This window comes from Lysinibacillus sphaericus, assembly GCF_002982115.1.
GTDB classification, from domain to species: Bacteria; Bacillota; Bacilli; order Bacillales_A; family Planococcaceae; genus Lysinibacillus; species Lysinibacillus sphaericus.
The window spans coordinates 3,635,396-3,648,915 of the sequence record NZ_CP019980.1; the positions used below are offsets into that span (position 1 = coordinate 3,635,396).

The following is a 13,520-nucleotide window of genomic DNA, read 5'->3' on the forward strand; positions in this document are numbered from 1 at the left end:
TTCTTTATTGTACTCCCTACAAATACAAGCACTCTAAAGAGCTAATATTCCAGCATTTACAAGTTAACTGTCCTTTGAAGAAATACACAAAACAATCTATTTTGCTTATTTCTTCTTGTATTCAACGCTGGCATTCCTTTTACCATAAACAAAAGCAGTACACAACTTGTGCACTGCTTCGTCTACTCGTTCACTCTGCAACCTAATATTATTCTACCGAAATAATATATGGATATAATCCTTGTTTACCATTAAATAACTCCACTTCGACATCTGGATAGTTTTCTTCGATAAATTGGATTAATTCAGAGGCTTTTTCTTCAGACGTATCTTCGCCATAAATAATTGTTACGATTTCCGTATTTGCATCTACTAAATCTGTAATAACTTTCTCAGCAGCGTCTTTTAACGCTGGTGTAGAGAGCACAATTTTCCCTTCAGCAAGCGCCATAAAATCGTCTTTATGAATTTCTACGCCATCAATCGACGTATCACGCACTGCATAAGTGACTTGCCCTGTTTTTACATGAGCAAATGCTTCTGTCATCGCTTTTTGGTTTGTTTCAACTGTCGCTTCTGGATTAAATGAAAGAATGGCTGCCATCCCTTGAGGAATTGTTTTTGTTGCCACAACTGCAGCTTCAATACCCAATAACTCTACAGCTTGCTCAGCTGCCATTACTATATTTTTGTTGTTTGGTAAAATAAGTACTTTTTCAGCACCAATTTCCTGTACAGCTTTCACAATATCTTCAGTTGAAGGGTTCATCGTTTGTCCGCCCTCAATCACATAAGAAGCACCAATCGAGCGTAGTAATTCAGCCACACCTTCTCCCATTGCAATCGTAACAATCGCATAAGGATGCTTTTCAGCTTTTTTCGCTGGAGCTGGTGCAGATGCTTTGTGATCCTCGCCAACGATAGCGGAATGTTGCTCACGCATATTATCAACTTTGATTTTAATAAGACTACCATATTTTTGCCCCATCGCTAAAACAGCGCCCGGTTGCTCAGAATGAATATGCACTTTCGCAATTTCTTCATCTGAAATAACAAGCAACGAGTCACCTAATGGGTTTAATTCATTACGGAATTGTTCCTCACTGAATGGCTCTTTATCCTCTTCAAAACGAACCATAATTTCCGTACAATAGCCAAATTCAATATCTGCAGTATTCATAAAGTCTTGGGCTCTATGATGTTCGGCATTAATTAAATCATCTAATGTTGCATCATTTTTCTTTGGAAGTGGCTCGCCTTTTAAAGAGGCTAAAAAACCTTCGTAGACAAATAGTAATCCTTGACCACCACTATCCACGACGCCTACTTCTTTTAACACCGGTAACAGGTCTGGTGTGCGCTCTAGTGAAGCCTTTGCTTCCGCCGTAAATGCTTCCATAACAGCAATGATATCGTTTTCACTTTCAGCAACTTCTACACCTTTTTTAGCCGCTTCTCGTGCAACAGTTAAGATTGTTCCCTCAACTGGTTTCATTACTGCTTTATAAGCTGTATCGACACCAGCTTGGAAGGCACCAGCAAATGCTTTTGCATTAATTGTTGCTTCTTTTTCTACAAATTTACCGAAACCTCGGAATAGTTGCGATAAGATTACACCTGAATTCCCACGTGCACCCATAAGCAATCCTTTTGATAACGCTTGTGCCGTTTTCCCAATATGTTCTGACGCTTGAAGTTCGGTTTCCTTAGCACCAGATGTCATCGATAAGTTCATGTTTGTCCCTGTATCCCCATCTGGTACTGGGAATACATTTAAAGAATCTACATAATTTGCATTTTGGAATAGGTGATGAGCACCCATTTGCACCATTTCAGCAAATTTTAATCCGTCTAAAGACTGCATTCGAATTTGTTCCTCCTCTTACTCATTCGCTACACGAACGCCCTGCACAAAGATATTGACAGATTTAACGCTCATACCTAATGTTTTATCCACTGTATATTTCACTTTCGACTGTACTTGATAAGCAACTTCCGAAATTTTAGTCCCGTAACTAACAATAATATACATATCAATATGTAAATCTTCTTCTTGTTGTCGAATTACAACACCTTTTGCAAAGTTCTCTTTACGTAAAATATCAGTTAGACCATCACGAATTTGATGTTTAGATGCCATGCCAACAATACCGTAGCATTCTATAGCAGCGCCACCAGCAATTTGTGCAAGTACATCTGTTGAAATATCAATTTGGCCGAATTCATTATTTAATTCAATTGACATAGAAATGCCCCCTTGGCTCTTTTTGACTAAATTATATTGTACCACTTCGGGTATACATTAAGCAACCTAAGTTGCCTTGAAAGCGCTTTGTGTCAACGTTTTTAGCGTTCCATCCCTACCCAATTAGCTTGCAACATTTATGGTTCTCTGTTCTGAACGACCTATTAAACAGCATTTCCTTAAATGTTACGGTCGAAACATTGTCATTAAATATCTATGTATTGGTAGACAAAAAAGCTGATGTTTAAATACATCAGCTTTTTTGTGGGATTCTGCTAACACCTAAGATGCTCTCTTTACTACTGGTGTTTCAGTTGTTTCGCGGGTATTCACTTTCTTTTCACGGGTATTTCACTACTCCGCGGATATTCACTTTCTTTTCGCGGGTATTTCACTACCCCGCGGGTATTCGCTTTCTTTTCGCGGGTATCTCTCTTTACTCCGCGGGTATTCACTTTCTTTTCGCGGGTATCTCTCTTTACTCCGCGGGTATTCACTTTCTTTTCGTGGGTATTTCACTACTCCGCGGATATTCACTTTCTTTTCGCGGGTATTTCACTCTACTCCGCGGGTATTCGCTTTCTTTTCGCGGGTATTTCACTACTCCGCGGGTATTCGCTTTCTTTTCGCGGGTATCTCTCTTTACTCCGCGGGTATTTCACTCTCTGCTGCATATAAGCTTTTTATAAGTGTTTCAATCATCACAGGCATTTCTTTAAATGCACTATCTACATGTAAACGCTCTGTCTTTTGATGTGCATCTTTGCCGAATGGCCCCACATTTAACACTGGGCCCTTTAAGGCAGACATGGCTTCAAATGGAATACTATACGTATCACCATAAACAGGTGTGTTGCGCTCAAATGCAGCCCAGCCATTGGAATCATCTGAATAATTGACATAACTTAAATCACAAATGCCATTGAAATAGTGTATTTGCTCGACTTCAATAGCAAATGTTTTGGCTGTTTTCTTCATTAATTCGATTGATTGCTTGACGAGCGGATGCTGTGAAGAATTAATAGCTGGGTAATAAGGAGGTGCGTATAACAGCACCGTTGCTGGTGTTAGCTCCTGACATCGAATCATCAATTGATCTACAATACGAATCGACTTCTCCCGATCATCCCACGCTGTATTTTCTAGCACTTGGTTTTTAATATGCTTTACTTCCTCTGCGCCAAGTTTTTGAATAGCATGCTCTAAAACTGCCTCATAGCGAAGTACATTTACTTTCCCAACACCTTGTACTTGTTCGCGTTCACAAATTTGCTTATATTGCATATTACAAGCAGCCATTGCCTCCAATGCAACTTGTTCAAAAATTTCCATAACCTCTGTTGCCGTCCGCTTTAACAAAAATACATTATAAAGTGCGGCTGCACGATATGGCGTCTGTGTAGAATACTCCATTTTTAAATCCTTTAATTGTAAGGATACTGGCAATGGTGTACTTTCACCGAGATCTGTTTCGCGGAAAACTGGATTCCACTCCATATGCTGTGTCATAAAGGATGCAATATAGTTGGCTGTCATACCTTTTAACGGCTCACCTACATGCGTCTCTTTTCCATAAAATAAAGCAGCCGGCATAATCTTACCGATTGTCCCTGAATATATATATTCATTTATATCATAAGGCCCTTGTGAAAACGAAGGTTCACTATTTAAATATAACTTATAGGTTAAACCGTATTGTTCACGCAACCTTACTAACTCAACTACGGCTGCACGCATACCAGCAGAATTGACTTCCTCATCCGGTACCGCTGTTAAAATTAGATTAATTGGCCATTGTTCAATACTCGCTTTTTCAATCAATTGCAAGTGTAAAGCGAGTCCCATTTTCATATCCATTGTGCCACGACCAAATAAATAATTACCCGACTCTAAATCAATTCTAGCCGCCTCTGGCAAATCTTTTTTATATTTAGGTTCCATTAGCATACTCGTCAACTCTTCTGGCCGACAAGCAAATGGCTCAAACTCTCCATATTCCTCTGTATGAACCGTATCGAAATGACTAATTAGGACTACTGTTTCAGTAGCCGTTGGATGCTTGTACAATGCTGTAACCGCATGGCGACCGAGTCCCGCATCATGCAGTTCTATTAAGTTAGGATTATCTTGAAAATAAGAAAGCGTTTGCAACAGCTCTCTTAATTTAAAGGCGAATTCATTTTCACCTGCTGTTAATGTTCTGCTTTCCCAGCTTACAATTTCACATAATAATGCTCGCAGTTTGTCTGGTGTATTCCATAAATAATTGTTCATATTTAAAATCTCCTTTATCCACTAAAAATGAAATATCCATTAAGCATTCAGTGACTTTTCTTTGTCAGAAGTGATTGTACTCACTTTACTCAATTTCACTTTATAAAATAGCATACACGCTACAAAGAACCCTATGCCATATAACAACCCTATTCTTTGAGTCGAATCAAACGCTAAAAACACTAATATAATGACACAAAAAACAATACAAAATATTGGAATTAATGGGTACAATAGTGTTTTAAATTTCAAATCTGCCACATTGCCTCCCCCTTTTACATAACGGTATCGGAACATTAATTGAGACATGGCAATACCCATCCAAGAAATAGTCACCGAAATTCCCGCAATAGACATAAGCAACACAAATACTGCGTCAGCTTCCATCACACTTGTTAATAACGATAGCAGTGAAAATAGCATCGTAAAAATAAGCGCATTTAATGGCACTTTATTTTTTGTTAATCGACCAAAGTACTTTGGAGCCATGCCTTCTTTTGACATCGACCATAGTAATCGTGTGGAAGCATATAAGCATGAGTTCCCTACAGACAATATCGCTGTCAAAATAACGAAATTCATAATGCCCGCCGCATATGGAACACCCGCAATTTTCATCAATGTAACAAAAGGACTTTCAAGTAGCCCAAGTTCAGATGATGGAAAAATGGCAGACAGTACTATTATAGAAGCAATATAAAATACGATAATTCTGAACAAGATTGTACGTATTGCTCTTGGAATGTTTTTTTCTGGGTTTTCTGTTTCACCAGCAGCAATTCCTACTAGCTCGGAACCTTGATACGAGAAAATAACATTCATCATCGTGACAAAAATAATCGTAATGCCTGCAGGGAATAATCCTGTCGGTGCTAAATTCGTTAAATGTGGAGTCGGCCGATCAGCCAAAGGAATCAAGCCAAAAATAGCAGCTACACCAATTATTATAAAGGCAATTACAGCCACTACCTTAATACTTGCAAACCAGAACTCTGCTTCTGCGAAACCTTTTGTTGTTAAAGCATTTAATGTAAACAAAAGCACCATAAAGACAGCACACCATATCCAAATCGGCACATTTGGGAACCAATGCTGCATTAATATGCCCGCTGCTGTAAACTCCACCCCCGCGGTGGCAGCAGATCCAACAAAGTACATCCAACCTAACGAAAAGCCTGCTGACGGACTGATAAATCGTGTTGCATATGTTTGGAAAGAACCTGTGACAGGCATATACACTGCCAATTCACCCAGACAGTTCATCACCATATATAAAATTAAACCACCAAATAAATAACCAATTAGTGCTCCACCAGGGCCAGCTTGATTAATTGTAAAACCTACATTTAAAAATAAACCTGTGCCAATCACACCACCAAGTGATAACATCAATAAATGTCGACTCTTCATAGAACGCTTCAATACATTATTATGCTGTTGCTCCCCTTTGCTCAACGTGTTTCCCCATTTCCGTATTTTATCAAATTATTAAATATTCAGATATTTAAAGTACTAAAACACCCAATCAATTTTCCCCTACAAATTGATTGGGCATGTTTTTTATTGACTTAAAATCGTAGTGATAAACAGCTCAATCCGCCATCATGCTTTCTAAATTCAGACATTTCAAGTTCAATCGTTTGATAGCCTAAGTCATTTAGTTTGCGATTAGTATCAGGATAACCGGCTGGAATAATGATAGTATCGTTTACTTGAATGCAGTTTGCAGAGTATTCATCTTGTTGTGGAATAACAATTTTCTCATAAGATTCAAATGCTGGATGATCGATAAACTCTCCAGCTACAACCATACGATTTTGTCCAACGTACGCGATGCCCGTTTTTAAATGGAAGAAATTTTGTAATGGAATAATCGTCGCTTCATAGCCTTCCCTTTCAACGATTTCTTTAAATTGTCGTGCGCCTTCTTCATTTGTACGATCTGAAATACCTACATAAAATTTCTTTTCAGCTTGCAAAACATCACCACCATCCAGTGTTCCAGGTGCTTCAATATAATATAGCTTGTCATAGAAATTTTTAACTGCTGGTTCAATTGCTTCAATTTCACGATTGCGTGCTGCCGCTCCTGGATTTGTGATAATAGCAAATTCAGAAGTTAGTACCGCCGTATCTTCTACAAAAGTTGCATCTGGGAAAGCTTCATCTGCCTCAAGTTGAGTAACCTCTACACCACATTTTTTTAATGCTTCTACATAGCGTTCGTGCTGTTCAAATAACTTTTCTAAAATAGGTTTTCCTAGATTACTTGTTGTTAAGCCGTTAACAAAACTATTGCCTGGTGTTTTTACAATCACATTTTTAAACATATCATCCATCTCCCTTTTTATCCTCTGACTACTGGGCAAGTTAGACATGTAGGTCCACCTGTGCCTTTTACCGTAATTTCGTTACCTTTATATTCATATACCGTTGCACCCGCATCTAATAACTGCTGTTTAGTGGAAGGATTACCTTCAGGAATAACACATACTCTCGGCGCTAACGCTAACACGTTACAGCCTAAAGTATCATACTCAGCTTTTGGTACTTCCACTAATTGAATTCCTCTTTCAATCAGAAGCTGACGGAAAAATACTGGCATTAAACGCGAATGTACAACAGCCAAATCCTTGTCTACCATACTAATAAAGGACATTAGATGTAAGCACTCTGCTTCCCCTAAATCATGAGGGAGTTGCACAACGATAAATTCATCGACCATAGTTGCTGTCATTTCCTTAATTTGACGAATTGCTTCATCGTTCGTGCGATATCCTCGACCAACTGCAAGCGTACGGTCATCAAGCCAAACCAGATCCCCTCCATCTGAAACAGCATCACCCGACAATTCACCGATTATTGCAATCCCTTTGTCTTGTAAAAATTCCTTATAAACAACTGCCTCAGGTTGTCTTAACTTTTTACCAGATTTCAAAATAATTGCACCATGTGGTGTGAATTTTACAGGATCATGCGCATAAAGCGAATCTAATCCTACTTCATTTGACGCTGGTAAATAATCAATTTGTTCAACATACTTCTCTAGAACGGCTATAAACTCAGCATATTCTGTAAGAGCCTCCTGATAGTTAGGTTCTGATAAATAGTTGAAAGTTTTCCATTCATCCGCAAGATGCTCTTGGCTTTTAAAAGCGTCTTTTGGATGTTTAATAATTACGTGTTTTAAAGGTGCATACATGGATGAACAATAATGCATACCTTCACCCCTTTTCCGTTTAGTGGAAAACGTTTCCGTTAAGAGGAAAGTTTATATAAAAAATATAGGCGTTTTATGATATACTGTCAATATATTTAGAAAAATTTTAATATTATCTTTTTCAAAGAGAAAACTAACTATGGGCGACAACGAAGGAACTAGACGAACAGGAAGAATAAAAATAAAATAAGATTAGAGGAGGTGGGACAATTATGCAATTATTAGAACGAGCAATGACAATTGCGAAAGTGTTAGCTTCAGAAGCATCCGAAGGCAGTTTGTCTATTTCAGAGCTTTCCACCAAATGCGATTTACCATTGAGTACATTACATAGAATTTTAAAAGCGATGATTGCACAAGGAATGATTGAACAAGACACGCAAACGAAGCATTATCGTCTCGGCACAATATGGATGGAGTTAGGTTTGCAAGTGTATGATACGATGGACTATATTAGCAAAATTAGACCAGAATTAGAAAGACTCGCAAGAGAAGTTGAGGAAAGTGTTTATTTAAGCAAACCTGCGGGGCTAGATACAATTATTATCGAACGTATTGATAGTGCAGCCAACCCGATTCGTATTTATGATCAACTAGGTATTCGCATTCCAATGCATATTGGGGCAGCCAATAAAGCGTTGTTAGCCTCTTTACCGACCGTAGAAGCAAAGGAAATTATGCAGCAACTCGTTCCTATTGATGAAATGGCGGACTTAGAAGCGCAGTTAGAACAAATTCGATTACAGGGCTTTGCTATTAGCCACGGGGAGCGAACGGCAGGTACCTCCTCAGTCGCTGTAGCTGTTTTTAATGGATTTGGAGAAATTATCGGTGCGGTCAGTATCGGTTTTGTTAGCTTTAACGTCAGCGAAGAACATATCAACTTCCTTACACAACGTCTTGTAGAAACAGGAAAACGCGTCTCTACAAAACTTGGCTATCGTGGGAAATAATCTATTAAAAAATTCACTGTGCAATGAATTGAGCACCCATTGTTCAGTGTTTTTTCATAGCTGTTTTTGCCTGTAAAGGTTTTTTTCTTGAAAGGTTATGTGAAAACTATTGCACTGAACGACTTGGTATGTTAAATTATTATGGTATGTGAAATACCGAACTGAAATAATAATCTTTCAGCATCAACTGTAAGGAGGGAATACAACATGCCAAAACAATGTGTAATCACTGGACGTAAAGCTCGTACTGGTAACAACCGTTCCCACGCTATGAACGCTAACAAACGTACTTGGGGCGCTAACCTTCAAAAAGTTCGTATCCTAGTTAACGGTAAACCAAAACGTGTATGGGTTTCTGCTCGTGCTTTAAAATCAGGTAAAATCGAGCGCGTTTAATAGCCGCTTCTAAAAAATCGATTTCGCATAAAGCGTAAATCGATTTTTTTCTTTCATTTTTCAAGGCACACTACCAACCGCCTTTATATAGCTATTAAACAGGAAAAATCCGACTGGCATCAGTCGGATTTTTTAGCTTCTTTCTTATCTTTTTTAAATAGATTAATACACGTACGCGTAATGCTACTAACAAATTTCGGCAGTTGGAACGTATATACTTTCAGGACTCTCTCCCCCTTACGCTAATCTATGCTTCTTATCATTAAACATATGCCTTGCGTGAAGGATATAGACCCTGAAGTGCCTATTATTTCATTACTTGTAAATCGAGTTGAACCTAACGAAATTTCTTCGTTCGTTGTTTCGTATTTTACATGCCTTAAAGTAACGCCCTGTATTGGTTGCTCATGGGCAAAAAAAGACAAATAGCGATAACGCTCATCCGCTTGAATTGTGTGCGTGCCTGGCACCAAAAACTGTATCATGTTCGCATGGTTGATAATTTTCAACACAAGATCAGGATGTTCAAGCTGTAATCGATAAATGGAACGCACAGCTGCCTCATAATGATCTAAGCGCCCACCTGTAACCCCTGTTAACACAATTTCGCTAGGAGCGAAGGTTATCGCTTTTAACAGCGCTAAATCCGTATCGGTTTCATTTTTTTCTTCACGGAAGCGTTGGGCATCATCCGCATGTTTCATAACATATTGATATTCCTCTTGTGATAACGAGTCAAAGTCGCCAACAATAGCATGCGGTGTAATACCTTGCTCAATTAAATACAGTGCACCTCGGTCCGCACCAATAAATAGAATATCATGTTGTCTACTATACGCATCAAAGGAACATAGCTCCTCTTTCGGACCGCCTGCACAAACGACAACAGTAGTCATCCTTTAATCGCTGCCTCACCAGCAGCTAAAATCTCTTGAAGTGCCGCTGTACGATCTTCTTTACTATAAATCGCTGAACCTGCTACAAAAATAGTGGCACCTGCTTTTGCACATGGAACAATTGTTTCGGCATTAATACCACCATCAATTTCAATCGCAACGTCTAAATTACGCTCTTTAATAATTGTGGATAATGCTTCAATTTTAGGTACAACAGAATGAATGAATTTTTGACCACCAAATCCAGGATTCACTGTCATGAATAACACCATATCAATATCTTGTAAAACGTGCTGAATCGTTTCAATCGGTGTATGTGGATTTAAAACGACACCTGGCTTAACACCGTAAGAACGAATTAATTGAATTGTACGATGTAAATGGCGGCAAGCCTCTACATGTACCGTAATATAGTCTGCTCCTGCTTTGGCAAATTGTTCAATATATTGATCTGGATTTTCAATCATTAAATGAACATCTAATGGTAAATCAGTTAAAGGACGAATCGCATCCAACACAATGGACCCAAATGAAATATTCGGTACAAAATGACCGTCCATTACGTCGATATGAATAAGCTTTGCACCTGCTCGTTCTACGTCTTTTACTTCTTCTCCTAGTTTAGCAAAGTTTGCTGCTAAAATTGATGGTGCTATTTGTATCATGATTAATACCTCGGCTTTCGATCCATAATTTCTTGCATAAATTGTTCATAATGTTTGTAACGGTACTCGCGTATTTCGCCAGCTTCGACTGCAACTTTAACCGCACATTTTGGTTCTTTTAAATGCAAACAGCCTCGAAATTTACAATCCTCAGCAATTCGCGTTATCTCTGGGAAGCATGCCCCTAGCTCTTCTTTTTCAATTTCATCAAAATCAAACGAACTAAACCCAGGCGTATCCGCCAATAAACCATCACATACTTCTATCAGCTCAACATGGCGGGTCGTATGCTTTCCTCGCCCTAAGCTCTGTGAAATAATGCCTGTTTTTAAATTTAAATCAGGTATTAACGTATTGAGAAGCGTCGATTTCCCAACACCAGATTGTCCCGCAAGCACCGATGTCTTTCCTTTTAAAATCGGCTGAAGACGTTCTACTAACTCTTCTTCGCCTTTATAAGTTTGAAGCACCGTATACCCTATGTTTTCATAATCTGCGATATAGCCCTGTAATTCCTCACGCTCATCGTCTTGTAATAAGTCCATCTTCGTCAGACAAATAATGGGGTGGACATGAAATGACTCTAAAACGACTAGAAAACGATCCAGTAAAATCGTATTGAAGTTCGGCTCTTTTACTGAAAACACTAAAATGCCTTGATCGATATTGGCGATTGGCGGACGAACTAGTTCATTTTGACGATCAATAATTTTTTGAATCGTACCATCCGAGCCTTCCGTTTCAAGTGTATACTCTACAAGATCACCGACGAGTGGCGATTCTCCCCGATTGCGAAAGACGCCACGTCCTCGGCACTGTATAAGTTCCTTCCCATCGTAAACATAATAATAACCACTTAACGCTTTACGGATTTGGCCATGCGCCATCCAATTCCCCCTTATTTAACATCATCGTAATTAAAACTATCCGACTCAATAATTTCTGAATCACGGATAATTTTATAAGCCGCTTCTTCGCCTTCTACAATGACAAGTTGTATTTTGTATTGTTGGTCACTAGTAATGGTGAATTCATCAAAAGCTTTCACCATTGTATGATTTTTATCTTGAATTTCAATGCGGATTACTTGTTCAGCGCCTTCTTCAGTCGGCTCATATGGAATTAAAACATTTTTAATAAATGTTTTCACTGGTTTTTCTGCAGGTCCTTTACTTAAAACAACTGCAATTGTATCGCCTTCCATTAAGCTGGTACCTGGTTTTGGCGTTTGCGAAATTACACTACCTGCTGGAACAGTATCATTATACTCTTCGCGAACAGTGCGCCATTTCAGCCCTACTCTTTTTACGTAATCATCCATTTGAGCTTTCGTATAATTCGCTACACTATCAACTGTTATCATTTTTACACCTTGGCTAATCGTAAAAGTAATCGTTGCATCTTTAGCGATTATTTCTGCTCCTTCTTGCGGATCTTGCTCAATAATTTGCCCTTCAGGCAGTTTGGAATGTACATAATTTTTTTGGATGATTAACTTATCCTTTAACAAAGCCTCAACTTGACTAATTTGTTGTCCAGTATAGTCATCAATTTTAACTGTTTCGACACCAAGACTAACTATTAATTCGATTTCAGTTCCTTTAACACGCTTCGCATCTTTTTCTGGATCGGTTTCAATGACTTTGCCCTTCTCAATATCTTCAGAATTTCGCTCTTCTTTTTGTTCGGCAACAACAAAGCCAGCTTCTTGTAATTTCTTTGTCGCATCTTCTACCGTTAAATTGGTCACATCAGGTACGGCAATTTTTTTCGGACTAAATAAATCTGTTGCAAATAAAAAGAAAAGGAACATCGCAATCACGACGATGAATAACCCTGCCACATACTTTGGCCACTTTTTCTTTTGTTTGACCGGCTCTACTTTTTCAACAGGCTTTTTCGCTTCTACCTTCTTTTGTGCGATAGGTTCCATTGCTCTTGTTTTAGTCAAATCTTCATCTTTTCGGATAAACTGTTCTTTAATGATTGGGATGGCTCTTGTCGCATCATTATCAATAGGAATTGTAAATTTTGGTTCATTGATACGAGCTGATGATAATACTGTTTCCAAGTCCTCTTGCATTTCTTCTACCGTAGCATAGCGATGGGATGCATCTTTTGCAGTGGCCTTTAAAACGACATTTTCAAGACTTTGTGGAATGGTACCATCAAATGCTCGAACAGATGGTGTCTCTGATTGCAAATGTTTAAGGGCAATTGAAACAGCGGACTCACCAGAAAACGGCAATTCGCCAGTAAGTAATTCATACAAGACAATTCCAAGCGCATAAATATCTGATTTATTTGTTGCCGTTCCACCACGTGCTTGCTCTGGTGATAAATAATGGACAGTGCCCAACACAGAGTTTGTTTGGGTGAAAGATGTGGCACTTAGCGTCATAGCTATTCCAAAATCCGTTATTTTCACATTTCCTTCCGCATCCATTAAAATATTTTGCGGTTTAATGTCACGGTGAATAATATGATTTTCATGGGCATTGGCAATCGCTGACGTTAATTGCTTCATAATATGCACACTTCGAGCAGGAGAAATCGGTGCAAATTCCTGTATGTACTGCTTTAACGTCTTTCCTTGAACATATTCCATGACGATATAATGTAAGTCTCCATCATCACCTACATCATAAATACTAACAATATTCGGATGTGTAAGGCTTGTAACTGAAAGTGCCTCACGTTGAAAACGTCGATGTAATTCATCCTCATTGGTAAAATCATAGCGTAATATTTTTATCGCTACGTCCCTATTTAATATCATATCATGCGCCAAGTATACATTGGACATGCCTCCGCCACCAATGAGTTCTATAATTTTATAGCGGTCACTAATTCGTTTTCCTACAAGCATAC

The 13,520-nt window shown here is 38.6% G+C and carries 13 protein-coding genes; 2 read left to right on the forward strand and 11 right to left on the reverse strand.

The window, feature by feature from the left end; translation table 11 throughout:
• Window positions 1-208: 208 nt before the first annotated feature.
• The 6 genes from LS41612_RS18020 to LS41612_RS18045 form a co-directional block, all read right to left on the reverse strand.
• Window positions 209-1,864: a fatty acid kinase ATP-binding subunit FakA gene (locus tag LS41612_RS18020; RefSeq protein WP_024362071.1), complete on the reverse strand. Its 1,656-nt coding sequence runs from the start codon at window positions 1,862-1,864 to the stop codon at window positions 209-211.
• Window positions 1,865-1,882: 18 nt separating this feature from the next.
• Window positions 1,883-2,245: an Asp23/Gls24 family envelope stress response protein gene (locus LS41612_RS18025; protein WP_024362072.1), complete on the reverse strand. Its 363-nt coding sequence runs from the start codon at window positions 2,243-2,245 to the stop codon at window positions 1,883-1,885.
• A 642-nt stretch (window positions 2,246-2,887) separates the two neighbouring features.
• Complete coding sequence (locus LS41612_RS18030) at window positions 2,888-4,519, reverse strand: M20/M25/M40 family metallo-hydrolase (protein WP_024362073.1); 1,632 nt, start codon at window positions 4,517-4,519, stop codon at window positions 2,888-2,890.
• Between the two features lie 39 nt (window positions 4,520-4,558).
• The gene (locus LS41612_RS18035) at window positions 4,559-5,929 is read right to left on the reverse strand and encodes an amino acid permease (RefSeq protein ID WP_051147723.1); all 1,371 of its coding nucleotides are present in this window, start codon (window positions 5,927-5,929) and stop codon (window positions 4,559-4,561) included.
• 158 nt (window positions 5,930-6,087) lie between these two features.
• Window positions 6,088-6,849 carry a dimethylarginine dimethylaminohydrolase family protein gene (locus LS41612_RS18040; RefSeq protein WP_024362075.1) on the reverse strand — a complete coding sequence of 254 codons (762 nt, stop codon included), beginning with the start codon at window positions 6,847-6,849 and terminating at the stop codon, window positions 6,088-6,090.
• Window positions 6,850-6,866: 17 nt separating this feature from the next.
• The gene (locus LS41612_RS18045; RefSeq protein WP_024362076.1) at window positions 6,867-7,739 is read right to left on the reverse strand and encodes a dimethylarginine dimethylaminohydrolase family protein; all 873 of its coding nucleotides are present in this window, start codon (window positions 7,737-7,739) and stop codon (window positions 6,867-6,869) included.
• A gap of 212 nt (window positions 7,740-7,951) precedes the next feature.
• On the opposite strand from LS41612_RS18045, the gene LS41612_RS18050 reads away from it, so the two are divergent.
• Window positions 7,952-8,692, forward strand: coding sequence for an IclR family transcriptional regulator (locus LS41612_RS18050; RefSeq protein ID WP_024362077.1), 741 nt, complete (start codon window positions 7,952-7,954; stop codon window positions 8,690-8,692).
• Between the two features lie 207 nt (window positions 8,693-8,899).
• Window positions 8,900-9,088, forward strand: a complete 189-nt coding sequence (gene rpmB / locus LS41612_RS18055; RefSeq protein WP_024362078.1) for a 50S ribosomal protein L28 — start codon at window positions 8,900-8,902, stop codon at window positions 9,086-9,088.
• A gap of 119 nt (window positions 9,089-9,207) precedes the next feature.
• Here rpmB and spoVM read toward each other — a convergent pair whose 3' ends face one another.
• From spoVM to pknB, 5 genes are read right to left on the reverse strand one after another with little or no spacing between them, the layout of a single operon-like run.
• Window positions 9,208-9,312, reverse strand: coding sequence for a stage V sporulation protein SpoVM (gene spoVM, locus LS41612_RS23930; protein WP_103977638.1), 105 nt, complete (start codon window positions 9,310-9,312; stop codon window positions 9,208-9,210).
• 18 nt (window positions 9,313-9,330) lie between these two features.
• Window positions 9,331-9,984, reverse strand: coding sequence for a thiamine diphosphokinase (locus LS41612_RS18065; RefSeq protein WP_024362079.1), 654 nt, complete (start codon window positions 9,982-9,984; stop codon window positions 9,331-9,333).
• A complete protein-coding gene (rpe, locus tag LS41612_RS18070) occupies window positions 9,981-10,649 on the reverse strand; it encodes a ribulose-phosphate 3-epimerase (protein ID WP_024362080.1) in 669 nt (222 codons plus the stop codon). Before rpe ends, LS41612_RS18065 begins: the two co-directional genes overlap by 4 nt.
• A 2-nt stretch (window positions 10,650-10,651) precedes the next feature.
• Window positions 10,652-11,536, reverse strand: a complete 885-nt coding sequence (rsgA, locus tag LS41612_RS18075) for a ribosome small subunit-dependent GTPase A (protein ID WP_024362081.1) — start codon at window positions 11,534-11,536, stop codon at window positions 10,652-10,654.
• Between the two features lie 11 nt (window positions 11,537-11,547).
• The gene (gene pknB / locus LS41612_RS18080) at window positions 11,548-13,518 is read right to left on the reverse strand and encodes a Stk1 family PASTA domain-containing Ser/Thr kinase (RefSeq protein ID WP_024362082.1); all 1,971 of its coding nucleotides are present in this window, start codon (window positions 13,516-13,518) and stop codon (window positions 11,548-11,550) included.
• Window positions 13,519-13,520: the final 2 nt, after the last annotated feature.